The organism is Sphingomonas sp. CFBP8993, assembly GCF_034044895.1.
Taxonomy (GTDB): Bacteria; Pseudomonadota; Alphaproteobacteria; order Sphingomonadales; family Sphingomonadaceae; genus Sphingomonas.
Map to the genome: position 1 here is coordinate 352487 of NZ_JAXCWU010000002.1, position 24789 is coordinate 377275.

A 24789-nucleotide genomic window follows, 5' to 3' on the forward strand; every position below is an offset into this window, starting at 1 on the left:
CGCACCGTTCCACCCTCCACAGTATAAGAGGAGGCAGACATGGGCGGACATCAGGTCCCGAGCCACGGATCCGGCGACGATGGCTGGGACGAAGAAGGCTATGACGAGAGCCAGCGTGCCGAAATCCTGGAGGTGACGCGCGATGGCCCCAGCGACGGCGTGCTCGTGACCGATCTCGCCCCCGATCTGGGCGACGACACCGTCGAGGACGAGCCGATCGGCGAACTGTCGATGGACTCCGAAGAGGTCGGCGAAAGCGACGCCACGGTCGACATGGACGCCGAGGATGTCGACGAAGACGATCTTCAGGAAGATTTCGAAGACGATACGGTAGCGGACGGCGAGATCGACGACGCCGACGGCGCCGCGCTTCGGCCATGACGCGCTTGCCCGTCGCCTTGGCGGCGGGCGGCCTCGTGCTGATGGGCTGTTCGACGCTGCCCGATCCGCGCGCCGCTGCATTGCCGCCGATGATGTCCAAGACCTTTCGCTGCGACAATGGCAGCCGCTTTTGGGTGCGGTTCGACAACCGCAACGACAGTGCGCTGGTGCGGCTCGACGACGATCTGGAACTGCGCATGGCCGGACAGCCGGTAGCCTCCGGCATCCACTATACGGGCTTTGGCCACGACCTTCGTGGTCAGGGGGGTGAGGTTGTTTTGACACGCCCAACCGGTGATTCCCTGCGCTGCACCGCCATGCCTTCGGGATCAGAGGCACAATAGCGGCTGAAAAGTGGCGGAAAACCGCGGCTGCCGTATTCCGCCCGCATTTGGTTCATGTTCATGACAGGAATTGTGTCTTTCGGGACACAGCTGATCAGAAGCTGACCAAAAAGCTCTTCTATCGTGCAACCCATGGCCAATTTACCGGTTAAGCGGGCCTGGGCTGAGCGGTTCGATCCGCCGCCCCACATAGAAAAAAAGAAGGGTATCTCGTATGCGTAAGCTTTCCGTCCTCGCCGCTGCAGCGGCCGCGTTCGTCGCCGTGCCCGCCATGGCCCAGGACATGACCACCACCGACGCCGCTCCGGCTCCTGCCGCGACCGCGCCCGATGGCACGCGCGCTTTCGGCATCGAGCCGTACGTCGCCGTCATGGGTGGTTGGGAGCAGTTCGATCGCCAGTCGGTCGCCGGCATCCCCACCCAGCCCAAGGGCTACAACCTGGACGGCGCGCTGGTCGAGGGCATCGTCGGTTTCAACGTTCCGCTGGGCCCCGTGTTCGTCGGTGCCGAGGGCGCGGTCGCCAAGGGCGTGTCGGGTGACATCGACTGGCAGTATGGCGCCTATGGCCGCGCGGGCTTCCGCGCCGGCGACAGCGGCCTGTTCTACGGCAAGGTCGGTTATCGCTGGAACAACTTCAACAACTTCGCTCCGGGCGTCGCTGGCGACCTGAAGCGTGACTATCACGCGACCGTGTACGGCGTCGGCGCCGAAGTCGGCCCGAAGGACATCGGTCTGGGTGGCCTGACCGGCAACTCGGGTCTGCGTCTGCGTCTGGAAGTTTCGACCTTCGACGACGCGCACTCGTTCCGCCCGATGGCGGGTGTGGTCGCACACTTCTGATCCCCTCCGGGATCCAGTTGGCGTAAAGGAACGGGGTTCGGCAGCAATGCCGGGCCCCGTTTTCTTGTCCGCGCCGCATTCCCATATCCCGCTTATGGTCGGACGGGTGAAGCGCAAGGCGGGGTTGATGGCGGCGGCCGAACGGGTCGAGCGGATCGTACCGCCATCCTGCGCGCTTTGCGAGCGTCCGCTGGGCGTGAAGGTGGAATGGCACCACCCGGTCCCCAAGAGCGAGGGTGGACGCGAGACGGTGCCGGTGCACCCGATCTGTCACCGGACCATCCATGCGACCTTTTCCAACGCCGAACTGGCGCGGGACTATGCCGACTTCGCGCTGCTGCGTGGGCACCCGGAGATAGCGCGGTTCCTGCGCTGGATTGCGGGCAAGCCAGCGGACTTTCACGCGCCGACGCGGGTAGGGCGGTGATTTGGTTCGCGCGGAGACGCGGAGATTTTTGTTCGCGCAGAGGCGCAGAGGACACAGAGAAGAAGTGCTGCTGACTTCTCTCCCGCCATCCCCGCCCCTCCGTTCCGCCTGAGCGCAGTCGAAGGCCAAGGGAATCCCTTTGCCACACAAAGCCGTTTCGGGCCGAAAGCCCAACCTGTTTCCTGGAAGTGCTCGCCCAGGGGGCGGTTCGCGTGGCGAAGGTCATCCCGTGGCCTTCGACTATGCTCAGGCGGAACGGAGCGGGGGGATTTCACCCCGCTATAATCTTCTTCTCTGCGTCCTCCGCGCCTCTGCGCGAACCAAACCTCTTCGCGTCATCGCGTGAACAAAAAAGGGCGGACCGAAGCCCGCCCTCCCGGAAATCACTCCGCCGCGACGCCCGCAGCCGAGAACATGTCGCCGGTTTCGCCCGGTTCCTCGTTGGCGGCCTTGGTCCCCTTCGCCTTCTGGCGGGTGTCGAAGGCGTCCCAGACGTCGTTCCACTGGCCGCGCGTCGCCGCCTTGGAATATTCGGTCGCACGCGTTTCGAAGAAGTTGGCATGCTCCACGCCGTTCAGCAGCGGGGTCAGCCAGGGCAGCGGATGCTCGTCGATCATGTAGATCGGCTTCAGGCCCAGCTGGCTGAGGCGCCAGTCGGCGATATAGCGGATATACTTCTTGATCTCCTTGGGCTTCATCCCCTCGACCGGGCCCATTTCAAAGGCGAGGTCGATGAAATTGTCCTCCAGGCGGATCGTCGTCTGGCAGACGTCGGCGATGTCGTCCTTGACCGCCTTGGTCAGGCACTGGCGCTCCTGGCAGAAGGCGTGGAACATGCGGATGATGCCCTCGCAGTGCAGGCTTTCGTCGCGCACCGACCAACTCACGATCTGGCCCATGCCCTTCATCTTGTTGAAGCGCGGGAAGTTCATCAGCATCGCGAAGGATGCGAACAGCTGCACGCCTTCGGTGAAGCCGCCGAACATGGCCAGCGTGCGCGCGATATCCTCGTCGCTGTCGACGCCGAAATTCTGCATGTAATCATGCTTGTCCTTCATCTCGGCATAATCGAGGAAGGCACCATATTCGCTCTCGGGCATGCCGATCGTGTCGAGCAGGTGGCTGTATGCGGCGATATGCACCGTCTCCATGTTGGAGAAGGCGGTCAGCATCATCTTGATCTCGGTCGGCTTGAACACCCGGCCGTATTTCTCATGATAGCAGTCCTGCACCTCGACGTCGGCCTGGGTGAAGAAGCGGAAGATCTGGGTCAGCAGGTTGCGCTCGTGATCGGTCAGCTTCTGCGCCCAGTCGCGGCAATCCTCACCCAGCGGCACCTCTTCGGGCAGCCAGTGGAGCTGTTGCTGGCGCTTCCAGAACTCGAACGCCCAGGGATATTCGAAGGGCTTGTACTGCTTGGAGGCGTGAAGGAGGGACATTGCGGTTACTCCGGATACAAATCAGATAAGGGAATAGGGTGAAGGCCGGTTCAGCCGCTGCTCGCCCAGGAGCGGAGCGCGGTCGCGAAACCGGCGAGGATGATCCCGCCCGTGGCGAACATGGTGCCCGCGATCAGCCGGGCATAGCGGCCCTGGTCCGACCGAACGCCACGGAGTTGCAGCAGCAGGATCGCACCGATCACGGCCAGCACCCCCGCCACCGCGTACATGATGAACGCCGATGTCATGCGACCATTTCCGGCGTGGCGCGTTCCCAAACCGAACCCAACACAGGAGACGAACGATGGTCGATGTCAGCCAGATCAAGGAACATGCGGAAGTCATCGGCGCCGACGGCGTCCATGTCGGGACCGTCGACCATGTCGATGGCGACCGCATCAAGCTGACCAAGAACGACAGCCCCCAGACCCAGGACGGGCAGGGCGCCAAGCATCATTACCTGCCGCTCGGCCTGGTCGCCGAAGTCGAAGGCGACACGGTACGCCTGTCGGCCACCGCACAGAACGCCGTCGACCAGTTCGAAGAGGCCGAGTGAGTTTCTACTCCCTCTCCCCTTGTGGGAGAGGGAGGGGCCCGCGGCCATAGGCCGTGGGAGGGTGAGGGGGCCGTCCATTACGGGCGGCCCTTTTGCTTGTGTGCGATCCGCGCGCCGATCGCAGCCACGACGCCATCGAGGTTGGTCATCACATCGGCATTGGCGAAGCGGATCACGTCATAGCCTTCGTGTTCGAGGAAGCAGGTCCGCGCAGCGTCGCGCTCCGGCTTGGCTGCGTGGTCGTCGCCATCGAGTTCGACGATCAACCGCGCCGAATGTGAGCAGAAATCGGCGTGGTACGGACCCATCGGAACCTGGCGGCGAAACTTCATGCTCGGCAACAGTTCGCGCAAGGCGCGCCACAACTGGCGTTCGGGCTCTCCGGCGTTCTGGCGCAGCTCACGCGATCGGTTGACCGTAGTCGGGGCAAGCAGCTGGCGCCTGGTCAGGCCTTGAGCGTTGCCCCTCACCCTTCCCACGGCCTGCGGCCGCGGGCCCCTTCCCTCTCCCACAAGGGGAGAGGGAGGTTCGGAGAAATGAGGGGGCATGGCTTCGACCTTCCCGTCGGGCAGGCATTACCTCACTGGCACGCCAGACATTCATCGTAATCGGTCGTCTCGCCGATCTCGAACTTCGGCGCGCTGATCGTGTTGTCCGCCTCGACGCCGCCCGAGCCCGCGAAACCGGCGCGCTGCACCGACTTCGACCGGAGATAGTAGAGCGACTTGATGCCCAGCTCCCAGGCGCGGAAGTGGAGCATCAGCAGGTCCCACTTTTCCACGTCGGCCGGGATGAACAGGTTCAGCGACTGCGCCTGGTCGATATAGGGCGTCCGGTCGCCCGCCAGTTCGAGCAGCCAGCGCTGGTCGATCTCGAACGAGGTCTTGAACGTGTCCTTTTCTTCCTGGCTCAGGAAGTCGAGATGCTGGACCGAACCGCCATGCTCGAGGATCGAGTTCCAGACCGCGTCCGAATTCTTCGACTTCGCGATCAACAGCTTTTCGAGATAGGGGTTCTTGACCGAGAACGAACCCGACAGCGTCTTGTGGGTATAGATGTTCGCCGGGATCGGTTCGATACAGGCGCTGGTGCCGCCGCAGATGATGCTGATCGACGCGGTCGGCGCGATCGCCATCTTGCAGCTGAAACGCTCCATCACGCCGACATCGGCCGCGTCGGGGCAGGGCCCGCGCTCGACCGCCAGCGTCATCGACGCCTGGTTCACCTGCGCGTTGACGTGCTTGAACATGCGCAGGTTCCACGACTTGGCCATCGCGCCCTCGAAGGGGATGTTGCGCGCCTGGAGGAAGCTGTGGAAGCCCATCACGCCCAGGCCGACCGAACGCTCGCGACCCGCCGAATAGGCGGCACGCTCCATGCCCGGCTCGTGGCGGTCGATATAATCCTGCAGGACGTTGTCGAGGAAGCGCATCACGTCCTCGATAAAGCCCTTGTTATCCTTCCACTCGTCCCAGGTTTCCAGGTTGAGCGAGGACAGGCAGCAGACGGCGGTGCGGTCCTTGCCCTTGTGGTCCATGCCGGTCGGCAGGGTGATTTCCGAACACAGGTTCGAGGTCGACACCTTCAGCCCCAGCTCGCGGTGGTGCTTGGGCATGTTCTTGTTCACATGGTCGGCGAAGACGATGTACGGCTCGCCGGTCGCCAGGCGGGTTTCGACCAGCTTCTGGAACAGCGCGCGCGCGTCGACCGTGGCGCGGACCTCGCCGGTCTTCGGGCTCTTGAGATGCCATTCGGCACCGTCGCGCACCGCCTCCATGAAGGCGTCGGGGATCAGCACGCCGTGGTGCAGGTTCAGCGCCTTGCGGTTGAAGTCGCCCGAGGGTTTCCGGATTTCCAGGAACTCCTCGATCTCGGGATGCGAGATGTCGAGATAGCAGGCGGCCGAACCGCGCCGCAGCGAACCCTGGCTGATCGCCAGCGTCAGCGAGTCCATCACGCGCACGAACGGGATGATGCCGCTGGTCTTGCCGTTCAGGCCGACCGGCTCGCCGATGCCGCGCACATTGCCCCAATAGGTGCCGATGCCGCCGCCGCGCGACGCCAGCCAGACATTCTCGTTCCAGGTGGTCACGATGCCGTCCAGGCTGTCGGGCACCGAGTTCAGATAGCAGCTGATCGGCAGGCCGCGACCCGTGCCGCCGTTCGACAGGACCGGCGTGGCGGGCATGAACCACAGCTTCGAGATATAGTCGTACAGGCGCTGGGCATGTTCGGCATTGTCGGCATAGGCCGAGGCGACGCGCACGAACAGGTCCTGATAGCTTTCGCCGGGCAGGAGATAACGGTCGTTCAGCGTTTCCTTGCCGAAGTCGGTCAGCAGCGCGTCGCGCGCATGGTCGACCTCGACCGGATAGGGTTGCGGGCGCACCGACTTGGTGTCCGCCGGGGTGGGCGCGGGCGCGGTCTTCTCGGCCAGGTTCTGGGCCGTGTCCGCTGCCATCTTCTCGAGCATATCAGTCGTCATGTCGCTATCCCGGCTATCCCTGAAATCCATCATGATGCCGCTCCTTTGTTCTTGTTTCGTTCGAGTCGGTCATCGGCTGTCTAGCACCTCGCGCCGTGCACGTCGCGATCCGTCGAGAGAGGGGACGAAGCATCGTTTCCGCTGCGCCGTCCTTATCCCTGTCCTACCAGTGCTTGGGGCCACCCCCGACCTCTTCCACTATCCTTAGTGTAAAATCCCGAGCGGCACCGCAAGGGGCTAAAGCATGGAAAGGGGGTTGGTTGCGACGAACGGCGCGTCGTCCTGCGGGCTCGAAAGCCGCGACGCACGGATGTCTGCGGGGTTCACGAAGCGCAACCCCCAAAAATATTTTTTGAGCGCTGCCCGATCAGCCGAGCGACAGCATGAACAGCGCAATCAGGCCGATGATCGCGACCAGCATCTGGGGCGGGCGCAGCCGCGCGAAATGCTGTGGCGCGCCGCCCCAGCGAGCCAGCCAGGGATCGGTCAGCGCGATCGAGGCATAGCCGACAATCAACAGGCCGAACCCGGTCAGCGGCCCCGCCATCAGCGCCAGCAGGCCCAGCGAGAAGCGCAAGACCATGGTCAGCATCTGCGAGACATGGGTGCCGCCGGGGGTGAAGAAGCTGAGCCCGCGCGCCACCCCCGCCAGGAAGACGAGGATCGCGGCGCCCCAGATCTGCCCGATCAGCAGCGCCAGCGGCGCACCCGACCAGGCGGCGAGCGCGGCCAGCGGCAGGACGAGCACCGGCCCATAACCGAAGACGAGGCTGAGCGCGGGGATGCGCGGCGAGGCGGCCTCGGGCGTCGGGGCGGGATTCGGGGAGGTGGCGGTCATGATGGCGCGAACGTGCGGGGATGGATTTCCGCTCCCCCGTAATCGCGATGTCCCACGCCGGCGCGGGCGAGGAATGACAAGGCCTTACGCCGATTGGCGGTGGGGCTCCTGTTCCTCGTCATGCTCCAGCCAGGGGTGATCCTCGTCGAGCGGCGCGGCAAAGGCGATGCCGACCCGGCCTTCGCGCTCCCACCGGATATAGCCGCGCAAGGGGCGGTCCGCGCCCAGGCGGATGCCGATCGCGGCGCCGCACACGATATAGGCGGGGGGCAGCCCCTCGATCATCATGCCGGTCGTCGACAGGTCGCGGATCCGCACATCGACCACCGCGCTGCCCGACAGGACCTGGGCGGTGCGCAGGATCTTCATGCGCGGGCGGCGATGGGACTTCAGGCCGACCGGTTCGGCGCGTCCGTCGCGGTCGTGCAGCATCCGGTGCACCTCGACCGAGTCCGTCGGCTTGCCATAGACGAAGCCCTGGATGTGGCTGCACCCCAGGTCGCGGATCAGTTCGATCTCGTCCTGGATCTCCACACCCTCGGCGGTCGTCTCCATGCCCAGCGTGTCGGCCAGGGTCACGATCGCGCGGATGATCGCGGCGTTGCGGCTGCCGCTGCGCACCGCGCCGCGCACGAAGGACTGGTCGATCTTGATCTTGTCGAACGGCGCATGACGCAGATAGCCGAGCGAGGAATATCCGGTGCCGAAATCGTCCAGTGCCAGGCGGATGCCCAGCGCCTTCAAGGCCGCGAAGCGCCGCTGCGACTCCTGGTCGTCGCTCAGGAAGACGCTTTCGGTGATCTCCAGCTCGAGCCGCTCGGGGGCCAGCCCCGATTGCGCCAGCGCCTGCGCCACCAAGGCGGGCAAATGCGGCTTGGCGAACTGGATGGACGAGACGTTGACCGCCACCCGTGCCGGGCGGGGCCAGCTCGCCGCCTCCAGGCAGGCGGTGCGCATCACCCATTCGCCGATCGGCTCGATCAGCCCGCATTCCTCGGCGACCGGGACGAACTGCGCCGGGGAGATGTCGCCCTGGGTCGGATGGCGCCAGCGCAGCAGCGCCTCGAAGCCGACGATCGTGGCGTCGCTGGTCGACACGACGGGTTGATAGGCGAGGTGGAACTGGCCCTGCGCGATAGCAATGCGCAGATCCTCCTCCATCCGCTTGCGGCTGCGCGCACCCTCCAGCATCGCCTCGGCATAGAAACGATGGACGCCGCGCCCGGCCCCCTTGGCGGCATAGAGGCCCAGATCGGCGTTGCGGATCAGCGTCTGCGAATCCGCGCCGTCCTCCGGCGCGATGGCGATGCCGATCGAACAGCCGATCGTCACCTCGTTGCCGTGAATGTCATAGGGGCGCGACAGGGTGGTGATGATCTCGCCCGCCAGCGACGCCAGCCGGTCGCGCGCGTCGATGCCGGGCAGCAGGATCTGGAACTCGTCGCCGCCCAGCCGTCCGACCAGCCCGACATCGCCCACCACCTGTTCCAGCCGCCGCGCGACCATTTGCAGCAGCAGGTCGCCCGCCGGATGACCGAGCGTGTCGTTGACCGCCTTGAACCGGTCGAGATCCATCAGGAACAGCGCGGTCGGGCGATAGGGGGTGATCGATTGGCTCAGCGTCTTGTCGAGCGACAGCTTCATGCGCTGGCGATTGGCCAGGCCGGTCAGGCTGTCGAACAGCGCCAGCCGGGTGATCTCGGCCTCGGACCGGCGCTTTTCGGTCAGGTCGGAGCCCGAGCCGATAAAGCCGCGAAACCGGCCGATGCCGTCGATGATCGGCCGCCCCGAAATCGACCACCAACGCTCGGCGGCGGCTGGACCACGGGCGACCGCGCAGACGGTATAGTCCGAAAAGCTGGTGCGCGAGGCCATGTGGAAGGACAGGGTTCGCTCGCTGCCCGGCGCGGAGGGGTCCATCTGGAACATCTCGGTCAACAGGCGGCCGCGATATCGGTTGTCGATGCCGACCAGGTCGTTGGCGACCTTCTTCGACAAATAGGTCAGGCGCCCCTGGCGATCGGTTTCCCAGAACCAGCCGGTGCCATGCTCCTCGAACTCGGCGATCATCTTGACCGCCTGTTGCCCCTGGCCGAACTCGACCGCATGCGCCCGTGCTGCGTCGTAATCCATCCGGCCGGTATGATAGGCCTTCAGGACCAGCAGCAGCAGCGGCGGGACGACGGCGGCCAGCACGGGCAGGATCGCCACGCCCCAGGCCAGTGCCGCGATCGGCGCCAGGAACGCAAAGCCGAAGGAATAGCCGAGCATCGCGCCGCGTATCGGGTGCAGCATCGCCGCGGTCGCCCACATCGCGGCCATCAGGCTCAGCGCCGAGGCCCAGCCGGCGCTGCCATGATGCGCATGGGCCAGGATCAGGAGCAGCGGCGCGGTGGCCAGCGCCATGACCAGTGCCATCACGCCCAGCCACTGCTTCAATCGGTAGAAGGGCCATTGCCGCGCCTGGCCCTGCCACAGCACCAGGCCGAAGGCGAATGTCGCGAGCAGCATGGCGGCACCCGCCACGCCCTTGTCGATTTGCACCGCCTGGGGGTCGGTCATCACGCTGATCCCCGCGATCACCGCGACCGCGATCAGATTCTGCAGGATCGCCAGCGGCCAGATGCGGCACAGCGTCTTCAACCGCGCGAGATGCAAGGACGCCAGCAACTCGTCATTGTCCTCGACAAGGCCCAGCAGGGCCAGGAAGGGTAATCGGTCGGCGGCGGCGGACGGCATGGGGTTTCGTGTTTCCACTGGGGGTTCGGCCGACCCTGCCGAATCGGGGTTAAGATAGATTGAAGCCACCCCTGCGGCGGACGAATCGCGCATGACACGCGCGGCGGGCGTTGCGCGCGGCGCCGTGCTGTCGCACAAGGCGGCGCATGACGACCCTGATCCGCGACACCGACCTGATCGAGAGCGTGGCCGACGCGCTCCAGTTCATCAGCTATTACCACCCGATGGATTATATCCGCGCCCTGGGTATGGCCTATGAGGCCGAAAAGAGCCCGGCGGCCAAGGATGCCATCGCTCAGATCCTGACCAACAGCCGCATGTGCGCGGAGGGGCATCGCCCGATCTGCCAGGACACCGGTATCGTCACGGTCTTCGTCAAATGGGGCCAGGACTGCCGCCTGTCGGGCGACCGTAGCCTTCAGGAAGTCGTCGATGAGGGTGTGCGCCGCGCCTATCTCCACCCCGAGAACCGCCTGCGCGCCTCGATCCTCGCCGACCCCGCCTTCACCCGCCGCAATACCAAGGACAACACGCCGTCCGTCCTGCATGTCGAGATGGTGCCGGGCAACACGGTCTCCATCGACGTCGCGGCCAAGGGCGGCGGGTCGGAGAACAAGTCCAAGTTCAAGATGATGAACCCGTCCGACTCGATCGTCGACTGGGTGCTGGAAATGCTGCCGCAAATGGGCGCGGGCTGGTGCCCGCCCGGCATGCTGGGCATCGGCATCGGCGGCACCGCCGAAAAGGCGATGCTGCTGGCCAAGGAATCGCTGATGGGCGCGATCGACATGGGCCAGTTGAAGGCGCGTGGGCCGAAGAACGATGTCGAGGCGCTGCGCATCGAGCTGTTCGACAAGGTCAATGCGCTGGGCATTGGTGCGCAGGGGCTGGGTGGCCTGTCCACCATCCTCGACGTCAAGATCATGGACTGGCCGACCCATGCGGCGTCCAAGCCGGTCGCGATGATCCCCAACTGCGCCGCCACCCGCCACGCGCACTTCACGCTGGACGGCTCGGGCCCGGTCTATCTCGAAGCGCCCAAGCTCGACGAATGGCCCAAGGTCGACTGGAAGCCCGACCTCCAGGCCGCTCGCCACGTCGACCTGAACACGCTGACCGCCGAAGAGGTGAAGAGCTGGAAGCATGGCGACCGGCTGCTGCTCAACGGCAAGATGCTGACCGGGCGCGACGCCGCGCACAAGCGGATCAAGGACATGCTCGATCGCGGCGAGGAACTGCCGGTCGAATTCAAGGGCCGCGTGATCTATTATGTCGGCCCGGTCGATCCAGTCGGCGAGGAAGTGGTCGGCCCTGCGGGCCCGACCACCGCGACCCGGATGGACAAGTTCACCCGCATGATGCTCGACCAGGGCCTGCTGGCGATGGTCGGTAAGGCCGAGCGCGGCCCGGCGGCAACGGACGCGATCCGCGAATACCGGTCGGCCTATCTGATGGCGGTCGGCGGCGCGGCCTATCTGGTCGCCCGCGCGATCAAGGGATCGAAGGTCGTCGGCTTCGAGGACCTGGGCATGGAGGCGATCTACGAATTCGACGTGGAGAACTTCCCCGTCACCGTCGCGGTCGACGCCGAAGGCCAGAACGTCCACACGCTCGCCCCGCTGGTATGGCGCGAGAAGATCGCCAAGGAAGGCCTGCTGACCCCGGCGTAATGGGGGCGGGGCAACCGCTTCTTTTTTCTTAGCCCCTCCCGCAGGCGGGAGGGGTTGGGGAGGGCAGGGAATCTCTCCGAGGCCATTATTTGCGGCCTTTCCCTCCCCCATCCCCTCCCGCCTGCGGGAGGGGCGTGCCAAGATTTACGCGTTGAATGCGATCGCCATCCGCCCCCTCAATTCCTGTAAAGCGCGTCCAGACGCTCGCCATACACCTCGCGCAACACATGGCGGCGGATCTTCAGCGACGGGGTGAGCTGCTGGTTTTCGATCGCGAAGGGTTCGTCGGCGATGATGAAGCGGCGGATGCGCTCGGTCACGGACAGGTCGCGATTCACCCGGTCGATCGCCGCCGAGATGGCGCCCCGGAAATCGAGATCATCCTCCAGCGCGGCGCGGTTGCAGCCGGTGCCGGACTTTGCGCACCATTCGGCGGTCCATTCCGCATCGGGGACGATCAACGCGACCATATAGGGCCGCCGGTCGCCCGCGATCATCGCCTGGCCGATCTCGGGTTGGAGGGTCAGCATCCCCTCGACCTTCTGGGGGGCGACATTCTCGCCCTTGTCGTTGATGATCAGGTCCTTCTTGCGGTCGGTGATGCGCAGGCGGCCCGCCGCGTCGATCTCGCCGATGTCGCCGGTGTGCAGCCAGCCGTCCTTCAGCACCCGCTCGGTCTCGGTCGGGTTGCGCCAATAGCCGTGCATGACCAGCTCGCCGCGCACCAGGATCTCGCCATCCTCGGCGATCCGGACCTCGGTATTGTCGAGCGGCGGGCCGACCGTGTCCATGCGCACGCCAGCCTTGGGCCGGTTGCAGGCGATGACCGGCGCGGCCTCGGTCTGGCCATAGCCTTGCAGCAAGGTGAGGCCGATCGAGTGGAAGAACAGCCCGATCTCGGGATTCAGCGGCGCGCCGCCCGACACCATCGCCTTCAACCGGCCGCCGAACTTCTTGGCGATCTTGGGTTTGAACAGCGTGGCGACCGCCAGTTGCGCGGGCCAGTCGATCAACCGGAGCTGGCCGTTATAGCTGCGCGCGCCCAGCGCCAGCGCCTGGTCGAGCAGGCGCGCGCCAAGCCCGCCCTTCTTCTCGATCGCCTTGGCGATGCGGGTGTGCAGCACCTCGAACAGGCGGGGCACGACGAACATGATCGTCGGGCGAACCTCCTCGATATTGGCGGCCAGCTTGTCGAGGCCCTCGGCATAATAGATCTGCCCGCCCAGCGAGACGGGGAAATGCTGCCCTCCGGTATGCTCATAGGCGTGGGATAGGGGCAGGAAGGACAGGAACACCTCGTCGTCCCAGCCGAAATCCTCGGCGATCACCGCGCTGCACCCGGCGCAGTTGTGCAGGATCGCGCCGTGATGCTGCATCACCCCGCGCGGCGCGCCGCCGGTGCCCGAGGTATAGATGATGCAGGCCAAGTCCTCGCGGGTGAAATCGGCCTGCGCCGCGACGACCACCGGATCGGCGGGATGCTCGGCGATCAGCGCGTCATACTGGCGGCATTCGATCTGGCTCGGCCCCAGTTTCAGCGACTCGATGCCGATCACCGTCTGGACATGGTTGGAGCGAAGCGCGGCGGGCATCAGCGTCGTCGCCAGCTTCTGGGTCGACACGATGATCGCGCGCGCCCCCGAATTCTCGATGATGTGCGCATGGTCGCGCTCGGTATTGGTGGTGTAGGTCGGCACGGTGACACCGCCCGCCGCCATGATCGCCAGGTCGGCGATGCACCATTCGGGGCGGTTCTCCGACACCAGCATCACCCGGTCGCCGCGCTGAAGGCCGGTTGCCTTCAATCCGGCCGACAGGCTGGCGACCCGGCGCGCCGCCTCGGCCCAGCTGATCGATTGCCAGGCCCCGGATTCCTTGCGCCAGAGGAAGGGAGCGTCGCCCTTTTCGGCGGCGCGGGTGAAGAACATGGTGACGAGGTTGGGGAAATATTCGAGCGTGCGCATGTCCGTGCCTCTCCCATCGGCCCGTGTCGTGCATGTCAACGCGCGACCGGGCTCTTTGTTTTCTTATTCCGCCGGGCGTCCCGGCTTGTCACCCACTCTCCGGATCGCGGCCGAGCGGCCGGTCACGTCGATCGCGGCCCCTTCGCTGCGCGGATCGGCGGCCCCGACCCAGCGGCCCCCGACACGCTCGATCGCATTGGCCTTCAGCCCCAGCGGCGCGACCACCACCGTCTCGCCCAGCGCCTGCAAGCCGGGGACGAGCGCCTCCAGCGCGGTGCCCTGTTCGACCGTCGCGACCTTGTAGGGGGCGAACAACAGGCCTTGGGCGATCGCGTCCTGCGCGCTCAGCTTCCAGTCGATGACGCCGATGATCGCCTTGGCGACCTGCGCGATGATGGTCGAGCCGCCCGCCGCACCGACCGCGAGGCGAACCTTGCCGTCGGGGCCATAGACGATGGTCGGCGCCATCGAGCTGCGCGGGCGCTTGCCGCCCTCCACCCGGTTGGCGACCAGGTCGCCGTCCTTGACCGGCACGATATCGAAATCGGTCAGCTCGTTGTTCAGCATCGTGCCGTCGACCGACAGCCCCGATCCGAACGAACCCTCGACGGTGGTCGTCACCTCGGCGACGTTGCCGGCCGCGTCGACGGTGACGAGATCGGTGGTGCCGGGCACCTCGCTGACCGGTGCGCGCACCCGTGGCGGAGCGCCCGGAGGCGTGCCGGGCGCAACCGACGCCATCGTCCGGTCAGGAGAGATCAGCGCCGAGCGGTCGGCGATATAGGCCGGGTCGAACAACCCCTTCAGCGGCACCCGGACGTAATCGGGATCGCCCAGATACATGTCGCGGTCCGCATAGGCGAGGCGAGAGGCTTCGGCGAACAGGTGCCAGGCCTGTGGCGAATCCTTGCCCAGCCTGGCCATGTCGAAGCGTTCGAGCAGCTTCAGGATCGACAGCATCGTCGTGCCGCCGCCCGAGGAGGGCCCCATGCTGCACACCTTGTACCCGCGATAGGTCGCGCAGAGCGGCGGGCGCGGCTTGGCGGCGTAGGAGGCGAGGTCGCCCGTCGTCATCTTCGACGGATTGCGGGTGGCGGTATTGACCGTCGTCACCAGCTTCTGCGCCTGCGGCCCGACATAGAAGCTGTCGGGGCCCAGCTTGGCGATCCGCTCCAGCAGGGCAGCCTGTTCGGGGTTGCGGATCGTGCTGCCGAGCGGGAGCACCTGACCATCGGGCCCGGTCAGCCGCGCGCGGGTGGCGGCGTCGACATGACCGCCATAACGGGTCAGCGCGGTCTGCAGGCGCGGGGTCAGCCGGAACCCGTCGCGCGCCAGCCGGATCGCGGGCTGGAACAGCCGTGCCCAGGGCAGCTTGCCGCCTTGCGCATGGGCGAGCGCCATGCCGCGCAGCGCGCCGGGCACGCCGACGCTGCGCCCGCCGGGGACGGCATCGGCATGGCTGAGCGGGCGGCCATCGGGACCGTAGAACCAGTCGGGGGTGGCGGCCATCGGCGCTGTTTCGCGCGCGTCGATCGTGTTCGTGCCGCGCGCGTCGTGGCGCACCCAATAGCTGCCGCCGCCGATGCCGGAGCTTTGCGGTTCGACCACGTTCAGCGCCAGCATGGTGGCGATGGCGGCGTCGGTCGCGCTGCCCCCGGCGCGCAATATCTCGACCCCGGCGGCGGCGGCGCGGGGGTCGGCGGCACTGACCATGCCTTCGGCCGGAGATTTGGCGGGCTGCCGCGCCGCGGCTGGGGCGGCGAGGATCATGGCGGGGGCGAGCGCGAGCGCCGCCACGGACAGGAGCGAGTGCTTCATCCGCCCGACCCTAGCGGCAGGCGGGCCCCTGCGCCAAGCCGTAACGTCAGGCACCCACCGCGTCGGTCACGCTGGCAAAGCCGTCGCGGGCCAGCAGCGCGTCGAGATCGGCCAGGATGCGGGCGGCCAGCCCCGGCCCTTCATAGACCAGCGCCGAGTAAAGCTGGACCAGGCTGGCCCCGCTGCGGATACGGGCATAGGCCTCCGCCCCGCTGTCGATCCCACCCGCCGCGATCAACGTCATCGCAGCGCCGGTGGCCTTGCGGAAATCGACCAGCCGCGCGCGGGCGAGCGGGGCGAGGGGACGACCCGACAGGCCGCCGGTCTCGGTCGCGTTGGCGCTTTTCACATCGGGGCGGGTGATGGTGGTGTTGCCGATGATGATCGCATTTAGCCGGTTGTCGATCGCGGCGCGTGCGATCTCGTCGATCTGGGCGGGGTCGAGGTCGGGGGCGACCTTCAGGAACAGCGGCACCGTGCCCGCCGCCTCGCGCGACGCCGCCAGCAGTTCGGCGAGCGCCGCGCCATGTTGCAGGTCGCGCAGGCCGGGCGTGTTGGGACTGGAGATGTTGATCGTGACATAGTCCGCGATCGGCGCGGCCTGGGTCACGCCGTGGCGATAGTCGGCGATGCGATCGGCCGCGTCCTTGTTCGCACCGACATTGATGCCGAGCACGCCCCGGCGCTTCGCCGCCTTCGCCCGCGCCAGCCCGGCGTCGAGGCCGCCATTGTTGAAGCCATAGCGGTTGACCACGCCCTTGTCCTCGACCAGCCGGAACAGGCGGGGTTTCGGATTGCCGGGCTGGGGCCTGGGGGTCAGCGTACCGATTTCGACCATGCCGAAGCCCAGGCCGAAGAAGCCGTCGATCGCCTCGCCATTCTTGTCGACCCCGGCCGCCAGCCCCAATGGGTTGGCGAAGTCCATCCCCGCGACCCTGGTGGCCAGGCGCGGATAACGTGCCGGATCGGCCCCCATCGGCGCACCCAGCGACCCCCAGCGCGACAGCATCGCGACCGTCAGACCATGGGCGCGTTCGGCATCGAGGGCGAAGAGGAGCGGATGATAAAAGGCCATGTCGGCCCGGTTAGCGGATTGCAGTGGGAGGGGGAAGGCGGGGCTTGGAGCGGCATATTCTTCTTGCTCCCCTCCCGCAGGCGGGAGGGGTTGGGGGAGGGCAGGGTATCTCACGGAGACTGTTGCCCGTGGCCTTTCCCTCCCCCATCCCCTCCCGTTCACGGGAGGGGAGCGGCAAGACGAGAGGGTGTGCGCCATCGCTCAGTCCATCATGCAAAGGAACGCTATCACCCAACATGGGTTGGTGGGGGGCAACAGGGAGAGCCCCGATGAAGACCCCCATTCCCTTCACCCCCCAGGTCGAAGACGTGAAGCCTGAGGAAGGCGAAACCGTCGACCAGATGAAGCAGTCCTTCGAACATATCCTGGACACCACGTCCAAGGACTATGGCCATGGTGTCCGCGCGGTCCATGCCAAGGCGCATGGCATCATCCGTGGCAAGCTGACGGTACATGACGCCCTGCCGCCGGAACTGGCGCAAGGGTTGTTCGCGCAAGGTGGCACATATGATGCGGTGGCGCGCATCTCGACCAATCCGGGCGATATCCTGGACGACGCAATCGCTCTGCCGCGAGGGCTGGCGCTGAAGGTGATCGGCGTCGAGGGCGAGCGACTGCCGGGGTCGCAGGGCGATGCGACGCAGGATTTCGTCATGGCCAACGCGCCGGTCTTCACCGCGCCCACGGCGGACGCCTTTGCCAAGAACCTCAAGATGCTCGCCTCGACGACCGACAAGTTCGAGGGCGGCAAGAAGCTGCTGTCCGGCATCCTGCGCGGGATCGAGGCGACGCTGGAGACGGTCGGGGTCGAGAGTGCGACACTGAAGACGCTGGGCGGATCGAAACAGGTCCATCCGCTGGGCGAGACCTATTACAGCCAGACGCCGTTCCGCTATGGCGACTATATCGCCAAATTCGCGCTGTTCCCGGTCAGCCCGGCATTGACCCAGCTGACCGGCGACACGGTTAACACGCATGACCGGCCCGACGCGCTTCGCGAAGTCGTTCGCGAGGTGATGATCGAGCAGGGCGGGCAGTGGGAGCTGCGCGTCCAGCTCAACCGCGATCTCGATGCCATGCCGATCGAGGACGCGACCGCCGAATGGAGCGAGGAGGACAGTCCCTATGTCACCGTCGCGACCTTTGCCGCCGAACCGCAGATCAGCTGGCAGGACGGCCAGACCAATGCGATCGACGATGCCCTGTCCTACAACATCTGGCATGGCCTCGCCGCGCACCAGCCGCTGGGCAACATCAACCGGGCGCGCAAGGACACCTATCGCTTCTCGGCCGAATATCGCGGCCGCGTGAATGGCTGTCCGATGCACGAGCCGCGCGCCATGGCCGAGTTGCCGTGATGCGGCGGCGCGGGCTAGGGCGGACGGCATGATCCGTCTGTTTCATGTCAGCGACGTGCATTTCGGTGCCGAAGACCCCGCCGCGCTCGCCTGGTTCGCCGAGCGAGTCGCGGCGGAGAAGCCCCATGCGGTCATCATGACCGGCGACCTGACCATGCGCGCGACCAAGCGCGAGTTTCAGGACGGCGGAGCCTGGCTGAAATCGCTGGGCGTGCCGGTGACGGTCGAGGTCGGCAATCACGACATCCCCTATTACTGGGACCCGTTCCGCCGATTGTTCGCGCCCTATCAGCGTTATGCCGCGATCGAACGGATGATCGAACGGCCGCTCGACCTGCCGGGCGTGACGGTGGTGCCGCTGAAGACCACCGCGCGCGCGCAGTGGCGGTGGAACTGGTCGAAGGGGCGGGTGAGCAGCGGTTCTCTGCGCCGCGCGCTGGCCCTGATCGCGGCCGCGCCCAAGGATCACCTGATCCTGGTCGCCGCGCATCACCCGCTGATCGAGGGGCCGACCAAGGGCACGGCCAAGACGCGCAACGGCGATGCCGCGCTGACCCAGCTGGCGGCGGCGGGCGCACATGCGGTGCTGAGCGGCCATGTCCACGACCCGTTCGACGTGCCGATCGACCGCGACGGCCGGATCATCCGCATGATCGGTGCGGGCACCCTATCCAAGCGCACCCGCAAGACGCCACCGGCGTTCAACGAGATCCGTGTCGAGGGCCGGGGTTTCGAGACGCTGGTCCGCACCTTCGGCGAAACCGCACCGCATGTGATTACCGAGGATATGCGCGCGGGTTAGCGTTTGATCCACCTGACCTGAAACATTGCCCTACCGCCCCGGCCTCCGCCGGGGTGGTGTTTCAGCTTGGCTGGATCAAACTCCAGTTGCGGGTTCCGGAAACACGGGCGTGATCGCCAACCTGCGTTCGGCCTGAGCGAAGTCGAAGGCCACGGCCTAGTCGCCGCTTCCCGGCAGTTGTAGGCGGTGGCTTCGTCTCAGCCCCGCATCACATGCGGGCGCGCCGCGACCTGGTCGAACATCCGGCCGGGCTGATCGAGCCAGATCGGCGACAACTTGGCCGAATCCACACGCTCCAGCCCCACCGCATAGGCGCAGCGGGCCACGCCCCAGTCGGTATGCGCCGCTGCCGCCAGAATGGGCACGAACATCGGCCGTCCCGCCGCGTCGATCACATGGATCGCCTCACGCGGCAGGGCGGTGACGCCGCGCACCGTGCGGGTTTCGCCGGGGGCAAGCGCGAAGGCCGGGACGATCGGGCGTCCCTGCGGCTGGCGCGCCAGGTCGACCAGTTCCCCATCCAGGCCCGCATGGGCGCTCAGCAGGCGCAGGTCGACCGCGACGCGACCGATCGGGGTCGCGCCGCTATTGTGGACGGTCACCTCCGCCTCGATCGTGGCGGACAACATGTTGAGCCCGACCCGCAGCGGCTTTGCGGTGACCGCCAGGAAGCTGGGTTCGGGCGGAAGCGGCGGCGGTGCGGGCTGGCGCGGCGCGGGCGGGGTCGCCGCAGCGGCGGGGACGGCGGTGGCCGCCGCCATCGGCTCGGGCCGGTCCTCGGCCGTCTTGGGTGCCGGGGCGGGCAGCGCCGGAACCGGGCGGCCGCGGCGGCCCAGCCAGATGCCGATCGCCAGAGCGCCCAGGCCGACCCCGATCAGCAGCGCCCAGAAGGGCAGGCCGCGATCCGCCTCGGCCTGCTGCTCGGGGGCGGTGGTGCCGGGCGCGGCGATGGCAGGTGTCGGCTCCTGACCATTGGCCAGTGTCATGTCGGGTTCGGACGGCGTGACCGCCGGGGACTCGCGATCGGGCAGGCGGGTCGCGGGCGGCTCGGGCGAGGCGATGGGGGTCGGCGTGGCGACCGGGCTTGGTGTCGGCGAGGGCGCGGGGCGCGGGGTGGCACGCGGGCTGGGTGTGGCGCGCGGGGTGGGGGCGGGTGTCGGCGTCGCGGCGGGCGCGCTCTGGCCGGGCAGCACGATACGCGGCGCGGGCGGAGTCGGCACCGGCGTCTGCGTGCCCTGCGGCGTGGTGCCGCGCGGGCTCAGGCTGAACCCGTCGAGCCCTCCCGTGGCGGGACGGGCGGCGTCATTGTCCTGCCCGCCGGTCTGCAGCGGCGCGGCCGGATTGGGGGCGGCCAGCGCCGGGGAGGCAAGCACCAGGGTGGAAAACACCGGGGCCAGCGTCAGGGCAAGGAGGCGCGCGGCGCGGCGCGGCCCGGACGATGTCATGAAAATCATTCCTCGCGGTAACTATATTCTTCCGGCCGACCGGACCACCGGCCCGAACACCCAAGCCGTGCCCGGTAGGCCCGACGGATGCAACCCCCTTGTGTAGCGCGATATGCGGCCAATATATGGCAGAGGCGGCGCGCGGCGGAACTTTCCCCGTGGGCGCGCGTGTCCCCGTTTGACACGGCGGGTCCCGGCGCCTATATCGGGATCATCCACCACAATCTTCGGGAAATGATGCGCCTTCGCGCAGCGTGTCGGTCGAATGGAAGATTGCTGGTTCAGCAGACGCCGGATGCCGCCGCAGACACTTGCGAGCGGCCTTTCGGCGTCTGTCGTTGCGTCTGGTCCGGAGGCATCCGGGCAGTGATTTACGGCTGACGAGGCAGACAGACCCATGGCAACCAAGGCGATCGACAGCGGCTCCGCCCCGCGCAAGGGCGATGGCGGCACCGCCAAGCGGCGTATCCGCAAGGTGTTCGGCAACATCCACGAAGTGGTGCAGATGCCGAACCTGATCGAGGTTCAGCGCGAAAGCTACGAACAGTTCCTGCGTTCGGACAAGTCCACGGGCCATGTCTCGGGGCTGGAAAAGACGCTGCGCAGCGTCTTCCCGATCCAGGATTTCGCCGGCACCGCCTATCTCGACTTCGACGACTATGTCCTCGAGGATCCGAAGTTCGACGTCGAGGAATGCCGCCAGCGGGGCATCACCTATGCCGCGCCGATGCGCGTCACCCTGCGCCTGACCGCGTTCGAGGTTGATCCCGATACCGAGGCCAAGTCGGTCATCGATATCAAGGAGCAGGACGTCTACATGGGCGACATGCCCCTGATGACGGAGAACGGCACCTTCTTCATCAACGGCACCGAGCGCGTCATCGTCAGCCAGATGCACCGTTCGCCGGGCGTGCTGTTCGACCATGACCGCGGCAAGACCCATGCTTCGGGCAAGTACCTCTTCGCCGCGCGCGTGATCCCGTATCGCGGTTCGTGGCTGGACTTCGAGTTCGACGCCAAGGACATCGTCAACGTCCGTATCGACCGCAAGCGCAAGCTGCCGGTGACGGCGCTGCTCTATGCGCTGGGCATGAACTCGGAAGAGATTCTCAACTATTTCTACAACCGCCTGACCTTCGTTCGCGGCGACGGCGGCTGGAAGATCCCGTTCCAGGCCGAGAACTGGCGCGGCGCCAAGCCGATGTTCGACATCGTCGACGCCAGCTCGGGCGAGGTCGTGTTCCCGGCCGGTCAGAAGATCAGCCCGCGTGCCGCCAACAAGGCGGCCAAGGACGGCCTGTCGCAGCTGCTGATCCCCACGGAAGAGATCTTCGGCCGCTACAGCGCGTACGACCTGATCAACGAGCAGACCGGCGAGATCTATGTCGAAGCCGGTGACGAGATCAGCGCCGAGAATCTGGAAGCGCTGGACAAGGCGGGCGTCGACACGATCGAGCTGCTCGACATCGACCATGTCGCGACCGGTCCGTGGATCCGCAACACGCTGAAGGCCGACAAGGCCGAAGAGCGTGAGCAGGCGCTGTCCGACATCTACCGCGTGATGCGCCCCGGCGAGCCGCCGACACTGGAGACGGCGGAGTCGCTGTTCGCCGGCCTGTTCTTCGATCCCGATCGCTACGACCTGTCGGCCGTGGGTCGCGTCAAGCTGAACATGCGCCTCGACCTCGACTGCCCGGACACGGTGACGACGCTGCGCACCGAGGACATCCTCGCGGTCGTCAAGACGCTGGTCGACCTGAAGGACGGCAAGGGCGAGATCGACGATATCGACAATCTCGGCAACCGCCGCGTGCGTTCGGTGGGCGAGCTGCTGGAGAACCAGTACCGCGTCGGCCTGCTGCGCATGGAGCGTGCGGTCAAAGAGCGCATGTCGTCGGTCGACGTGTCGACGGTGATGCCGAACGACCTGATCAACGCCAAGCCCGCGGTCGCCGCGGTGCGCGAGTTCTTCGGTTCGTCGCAGCTGTCGCAGTTTATGGACCAGACCAACCCGCTCTCCGAAGTAACGCACAAGCGTCGTGTTTCGGCGCTCGGGCCGGGCGGTCTGACGCGTGAGCGTGCAGGCTTCGAAGTCCGCGACGTTCACCCGACCCATTATGGCCGCATCTGCCCGATCGAAACGCCGGAAGGCCCGAACATCGGTCTGATCAACTCGCTGTCGACCTTCGCCCGCGTCAACAAGTACGGCTTCATCGAGACGCCGTACCGCAAGGTGCTGGACGGCAAGGTCAGCGACGAGGTCGTGTACCTGTCGGCGATGGAAGAGCAGAAGCACACCGTCGCCCAGGCTTCGGCCGCGACGGACGAGGAAGGCCGCTTCGTCGAGGATCTGGTCTCGGCGCGTCAGGCGGGCGAATTCCTGATGGCGCTGCCCGATCAGATCACCCTGATGGACGTCAGCCCCAAGCAGCTCGTCTCGGTCGCCGCCTCGCTCATTCCGTTCCTGGAAAACGACGACGCCAACCGCGCGCTCATGGGCTCGAACATGCAGCGTCAGGCCGTGCCGCTGGTGAAGGCGGAAGCGCCCTTCGTCGGCACCGGCATGGAAGAGACCGTGGCCCGCGACTCGGGCGCGGCGATCGCGGCGAAGCGTGCCGGTATCGTCGACCAGGTCGATGCGGCGCGTATCGTGGTTCGTGCGACCGGTGAGGTCGATGCGGGCAAGTCGGGCGTCGATATCTACACACTGATGAAGTTCCAGCGCTCGAACCAGTCGACCTGCATCAACCAGCGTCCGCTGGTGAAGGTGGGTGACGTGGTCAACGCCGGTGACGTGATCGCCGACGGTCCCTCGACCGAGTTCGGCGAGCTGGCGCTGGGCCGCAACGCGCTCGTCGCGTTCATGCCCTGGAACGGCTACAATTATGAGGACTCGATCCTCATCTCCGAGCGGATCGTGAAGGACGACGTGTTCACGTCGATCCATATCGACGAGTTCGAAGTCATGGCGCGCGACACCAAGCTCGGGCCGGAAGACATCACTCGCGACATTCCGAACGTGGGTGAAGAGGCGCTGCGCAACCTCGACGAGGCGGGCATCGTCTATGTCGGGGCCGAGGTGGAGCCGGGCGACATCCTGGTCGGCAAGATCACGCCGAAGGGCGAATCGCCGATGACGCCGGAGGAAAAGCTCCTCCGCGCGATCTTTGGTGAAAAGGCCAGCGACGTGCGCGACACCTCGCTCCGCCTGCCGCCGGGCGTCGCCGGTACGATCGTCGACGTGCGCGTCTTCAATCGTCACGGCATTGACAAGGACGAGCGCGCGATGGCGATCGAGCGCGAAGAGATCGAGCGCCTGAAGAAGGACGCCGACGACGAGCGTACGATCCTCAACCGGGCGACCTGGAGTCGCCTGCGCGAGATGCTGCTCGACCAGACCGCCACCGCAGCGCCCAAGGGCGTGAAGAAGGGCATCGTCATCGATGCCGAGGTGCTGGAATCGGTCGATCGTCACGAATGGTGGAAGTTTGCCGTCGCCGACGATGCGCGCCAGAGCGATCTGGAAGCGGTCAAGGCGCAGTATGACGAAGCCGCCAAGCGGATCACGGACAAGTTCCACGACCGCCGCGACAAGCTGGAGCGTGGTGACGAGCTGCCGCCGGGCGTGCTGAAGATGGTCAAGGTCTTCGTCGCGGTGAAGCGCAAGCTGCAGCCGGGCGACAAGATGGCCGGCCGTCACGGTAACAAGGGCGTCATCAGCCGCATCCTGCCGCAGGAGGATATGCCCTTCCTCGCGGACGGTACGCCGGTCGATCTCGTGCTGAACCCGCTGGGCGTGCCGTCGCGCATGAACGTCGGTCAGATCTTCGAGACGCACCTTGGCTGGGCGGCGCGCAACCTGGGTATGCAGGTCGCGGCGCAGCTGGAGGATTGGCGTGAAGCCAATCCCGACGCCAAGCCGGGCGCAGTGCCGGAAGCGGTGAAGTCGCGCCTCGTGGAAATCTACGGCGATCACTATGCCGCGGACATCCAGAAGCGCGATGACGAGGAAGTGGCCGAGCTGGTCCAGAACATCCGCACCGGCGTGCCGATGGGGACCCCGGTGTTCGACGGCGCGCGTGAGAGCGACGTGTCGGAGATGCTGGAGCTGGCCGGTCTGCACACCTCGGGCCAGTCGGACCTGTTCGACGGGCGCACGGGCGATCAGTTCGACCGCAAGGTGACCGTGGGCATCATCTACATGCTCAAGCTGCACCATCTGGTCGACGACAAGATCCACGCGCGTTCGATCGGCCCGTACAGCCTCGTCACCCAGCAGCCGCTGGGCGGTAAGGCGCAGTTCGGTGGCCAGCGCTTCGGTGAGATGGAAGTGTGGGCGCTGCAGGCTTATGGCGCGGCGTACACGCTCCAGGAAATGCTGACGGTGAAGTCGGACGACGTGGTCGGCCGCACCAAGGTCTACGAAGCGATCGTCAAGGGCGACGACACCTTCGAGGCCGGCATTCCGGAGAGCTTCAACGTGCTGGTCAAGGAAATGCGCTCGCTGGGTCTCAACGTCGACCTCAAGACGGTCGAAGAAACCCAGGACGACGGTCTGGCCGAGGCGGCGGAGTAAGATACGGAGCCGGTGGGGCCACCTGCCCCAC

The 24789-nt window shown here is 66.4% G+C and carries 19 protein-coding genes; 9 read left to right on the forward strand and 10 right to left on the reverse strand.

What is annotated here, in order from left to right; all coding sequences use genetic code 11:
* Positions 1-39: 39 nt before the first annotated feature.
* The 4 genes from SOM26_RS04830 (at position 40) to SOM26_RS04845 (ending at position 1993) form a co-directional block, all read left to right on the forward strand.
* Positions 40-381, forward strand: coding sequence for a DNA primase (locus SOM26_RS04830; protein ID WP_320451604.1), 342 nt, complete (start codon positions 40-42; stop codon positions 379-381).
* On the forward strand, positions 378-725 hold the full coding sequence (locus tag SOM26_RS04835; protein WP_320451605.1) for an MliC family protein: 348 nt from the start codon (positions 378-380) through the stop codon (positions 723-725). Before SOM26_RS04830 ends, SOM26_RS04835 begins: the two co-directional genes overlap by 4 nt.
* A gap of 214 nt (positions 726-939) precedes the next feature.
* On the forward strand, positions 940-1566 hold the full coding sequence (locus SOM26_RS04840; RefSeq protein WP_320451606.1) for an outer membrane protein: 627 nt from the start codon (positions 940-942) through the stop codon (positions 1564-1566).
* A 94-nt stretch (positions 1567-1660) separates the two neighbouring features.
* Positions 1661-1993, forward strand: a complete 333-nt coding sequence (locus SOM26_RS04845; RefSeq protein ID WP_414712011.1) for an HNH endonuclease — start codon at positions 1661-1663, stop codon at positions 1991-1993.
* A gap of 383 nt (positions 1994-2376) precedes the next feature.
* On the opposite strand, the gene SOM26_RS04850 is transcribed toward SOM26_RS04845, so the two are convergent.
* A complete protein-coding gene (locus SOM26_RS04850) occupies positions 2377-3432 on the reverse strand; it encodes a ribonucleotide-diphosphate reductase subunit beta (RefSeq protein ID WP_320451607.1) in 1056 nt (351 codons plus the stop codon).
* 50 nt (positions 3433-3482) lie between these two features.
* Positions 3483-3680 carry a hypothetical protein gene (locus SOM26_RS04855; protein ID WP_320451608.1) on the reverse strand — a complete coding sequence of 66 codons (198 nt, stop codon included), beginning with the start codon at positions 3678-3680 and terminating at the stop codon, positions 3483-3485.
* Between the two features lie 56 nt (positions 3681-3736).
* Between SOM26_RS04855 and SOM26_RS04860 the strand changes: the two genes are divergently transcribed.
* Positions 3737-3988, forward strand: coding sequence for a DUF2171 domain-containing protein (locus SOM26_RS04860; protein WP_320451609.1), 252 nt, complete (start codon positions 3737-3739; stop codon positions 3986-3988).
* A 77-nt stretch (positions 3989-4065) separates the two neighbouring features.
* Here SOM26_RS04860 and SOM26_RS04865 read toward each other — a convergent pair whose 3' ends face one another.
* From SOM26_RS04865 to SOM26_RS04880, 4 genes are all read right to left on the reverse strand, one after another.
* Positions 4066-4458 carry an endonuclease domain-containing protein gene (locus tag SOM26_RS04865; RefSeq protein WP_320451610.1) on the reverse strand — a complete coding sequence of 131 codons (393 nt, stop codon included), beginning with the start codon at positions 4456-4458 and terminating at the stop codon, positions 4066-4068.
* 110 nt (positions 4459-4568) lie between these two features.
* Positions 4569-6473, reverse strand: a complete 1905-nt coding sequence (locus SOM26_RS04870; protein ID WP_414712012.1) for a ribonucleoside-diphosphate reductase subunit alpha — start codon at positions 6471-6473, stop codon at positions 4569-4571.
* A gap of 367 nt (positions 6474-6840) precedes the next feature.
* Positions 6841-7311 carry a DUF3429 domain-containing protein gene (locus tag SOM26_RS04875; RefSeq protein ID WP_320451611.1) on the reverse strand — a complete coding sequence of 157 codons (471 nt, stop codon included), beginning with the start codon at positions 7309-7311 and terminating at the stop codon, positions 6841-6843.
* An 84-nt stretch (positions 7312-7395) separates the two neighbouring features.
* A complete protein-coding gene (locus tag SOM26_RS04880) occupies positions 7396-10050 on the reverse strand; it encodes a putative bifunctional diguanylate cyclase/phosphodiesterase (RefSeq protein ID WP_320451612.1) in 2655 nt (884 codons plus the stop codon).
* 146 nt (positions 10051-10196) lie between these two features.
* On the opposite strand from SOM26_RS04880, the gene SOM26_RS04885 reads away from it, so the two are divergent.
* Complete coding sequence (locus SOM26_RS04885; RefSeq protein WP_320451613.1) at positions 10197-11720, forward strand: fumarate hydratase; 1524 nt, start codon at positions 10197-10199, stop codon at positions 11718-11720.
* A gap of 176 nt (positions 11721-11896) precedes the next feature.
* Here the strand turns inward: SOM26_RS04885 and SOM26_RS04890 are convergent, their stop codons facing one another.
* The 3 genes from SOM26_RS04890 to SOM26_RS04900 form a co-directional block, all read right to left on the reverse strand.
* Positions 11897-13684 (reverse strand): AMP-dependent synthetase/ligase, encoded by a 1788-nt coding sequence (locus tag SOM26_RS04890; protein WP_320451614.1) that lies wholly within the window; start codon positions 13682-13684, stop codon positions 11897-11899.
* A 63-nt stretch (positions 13685-13747) separates the two neighbouring features.
* A complete protein-coding gene (gene ggt, locus SOM26_RS04895; protein WP_320451615.1) occupies positions 13748-15502 on the reverse strand; it encodes a gamma-glutamyltransferase in 1755 nt (584 codons plus the stop codon).
* Between the two features lie 46 nt (positions 15503-15548).
* Entirely contained in the window at positions 15549-16577 is a 1029-nt protein-coding gene (locus SOM26_RS04900; protein ID WP_320451616.1) for a quinone-dependent dihydroorotate dehydrogenase, read from the reverse strand.
* A gap of 269 nt (positions 16578-16846) precedes the next feature.
* On the opposite strand from SOM26_RS04900, the gene SOM26_RS04905 reads away from it, so the two are divergent.
* Together SOM26_RS04905 and SOM26_RS04910 are read left to right on the forward strand one after the other, a co-directional pair.
* The gene (locus SOM26_RS04905; RefSeq protein WP_320451617.1) at positions 16847-17935 is read left to right on the forward strand and encodes a catalase family protein; all 1089 of its coding nucleotides are present in this window, start codon (positions 16847-16849) and stop codon (positions 17933-17935) included.
* A gap of 28 nt (positions 17936-17963) precedes the next feature.
* The gene (locus SOM26_RS04910; RefSeq protein WP_320451618.1) at positions 17964-18737 is read left to right on the forward strand and encodes a metallophosphoesterase family protein; all 774 of its coding nucleotides are present in this window, start codon (positions 17964-17966) and stop codon (positions 18735-18737) included.
* Positions 18738-18934: 197 nt separating this feature from the next.
* On the opposite strand, the gene SOM26_RS04915 is transcribed toward SOM26_RS04910, so the two are convergent.
* Positions 18935-20182, reverse strand: coding sequence for a hypothetical protein (locus SOM26_RS04915; protein WP_320451619.1), 1248 nt, complete (start codon positions 20180-20182; stop codon positions 18935-18937).
* A 397-nt stretch (positions 20183-20579) separates the two neighbouring features.
* On the opposite strand from SOM26_RS04915, the gene rpoB reads away from it, so the two are divergent.
* A complete protein-coding gene (rpoB, locus tag SOM26_RS04920; protein ID WP_320451620.1) occupies positions 20580-24758 on the forward strand; it encodes a DNA-directed RNA polymerase subunit beta in 4179 nt (1392 codons plus the stop codon).
* The last annotated feature ends 31 nt before the right edge of the window (positions 24759-24789 follow it).

Excerpts from the sequence above, each read along its gene's own strand:
- SOM26_RS04890 (WP_320451614.1), bottom strand. The coding sequence starts at position 13,684 with ATGCGCACGCTCGAATATTTCCCCAACCTCGTCACCATGTTCTTCACC.
- SOM26_RS04875 (WP_320451611.1), bottom strand. The coding sequence starts at position 7,311 with ATGACCGCCACCTCCCCGAATCCCGCCCCGACGCCCGAGGCCGCCTCG.
- SOM26_RS04840 (WP_320451606.1), top strand. The coding sequence starts at position 940 with ATGCGTAAGCTTTCCGTCCTCGCCGCTGCAGCGGCCGCGTTCGTCGCC.
- SOM26_RS04915 (WP_320451619.1), bottom strand. The coding sequence starts at position 20,182 with ATGACATCGTCCGGGCCGCGCCGCGCCGCGCGCCTCCTTGCCCTGACG.
- rpoB (WP_320451620.1), top strand. The coding sequence starts at position 20,580 with ATGGCAACCAAGGCGATCGACAGCGGCTCCGCCCCGCGCAAGGGCGAT.
- SOM26_RS04855 (WP_320451608.1), bottom strand. The coding sequence starts at position 3,680 with ATGACATCGGCGTTCATCATGTACGCGGTGGCGGGGGTGCTGGCCGTG.
- SOM26_RS04910 (WP_320451618.1), top strand. The coding sequence starts at position 17,964 with ATGATCCGTCTGTTTCATGTCAGCGACGTGCATTTCGGTGCCGAAGAC.
- SOM26_RS04860 (WP_320451609.1), top strand. The coding sequence starts at position 3,737 with ATGGTCGATGTCAGCCAGATCAAGGAACATGCGGAAGTCATCGGCGCC.
- SOM26_RS04870 (WP_414712012.1), bottom strand. The coding sequence starts at position 6,473 with ATGACGACTGATATGCTCGAGAAGATGGCAGCGGACACGGCCCAGAAC.
- SOM26_RS04900 (WP_320451616.1), bottom strand. The coding sequence starts at position 16,577 with ATGGCCTTTTATCATCCGCTCCTCTTCGCCCTCGATGCCGAACGCGCC.
- SOM26_RS04835 (WP_320451605.1), top strand. The coding sequence starts at position 378 with ATGACGCGCTTGCCCGTCGCCTTGGCGGCGGGCGGCCTCGTGCTGATG.
- SOM26_RS04880 (WP_320451612.1), bottom strand. The coding sequence starts at position 10,050 with ATGCCGTCCGCCGCCGCCGACCGATTACCCTTCCTGGCCCTGCTGGGC.
- ggt (WP_320451615.1), bottom strand. The coding sequence starts at position 15,502 with ATGAAGCACTCGCTCCTGTCCGTGGCGGCGCTCGCGCTCGCCCCCGCC.
- SOM26_RS04885 (WP_320451613.1), top strand. The coding sequence starts at position 10,197 with ATGACGACCCTGATCCGCGACACCGACCTGATCGAGAGCGTGGCCGAC.
- SOM26_RS04850 (WP_320451607.1), bottom strand. The coding sequence starts at position 3,432 with ATGTCCCTCCTTCACGCCTCCAAGCAGTACAAGCCCTTCGAATATCCC.
- SOM26_RS04830 (WP_320451604.1), top strand. The coding sequence starts at position 40 with ATGGGCGGACATCAGGTCCCGAGCCACGGATCCGGCGACGATGGCTGG.
- SOM26_RS04845 (WP_414712011.1), top strand. The coding sequence starts at position 1,661 with ATGGTCGGACGGGTGAAGCGCAAGGCGGGGTTGATGGCGGCGGCCGAA.
- SOM26_RS04905 (WP_320451617.1), top strand. The coding sequence starts at position 16,847 with ATGAAGACCCCCATTCCCTTCACCCCCCAGGTCGAAGACGTGAAGCCT.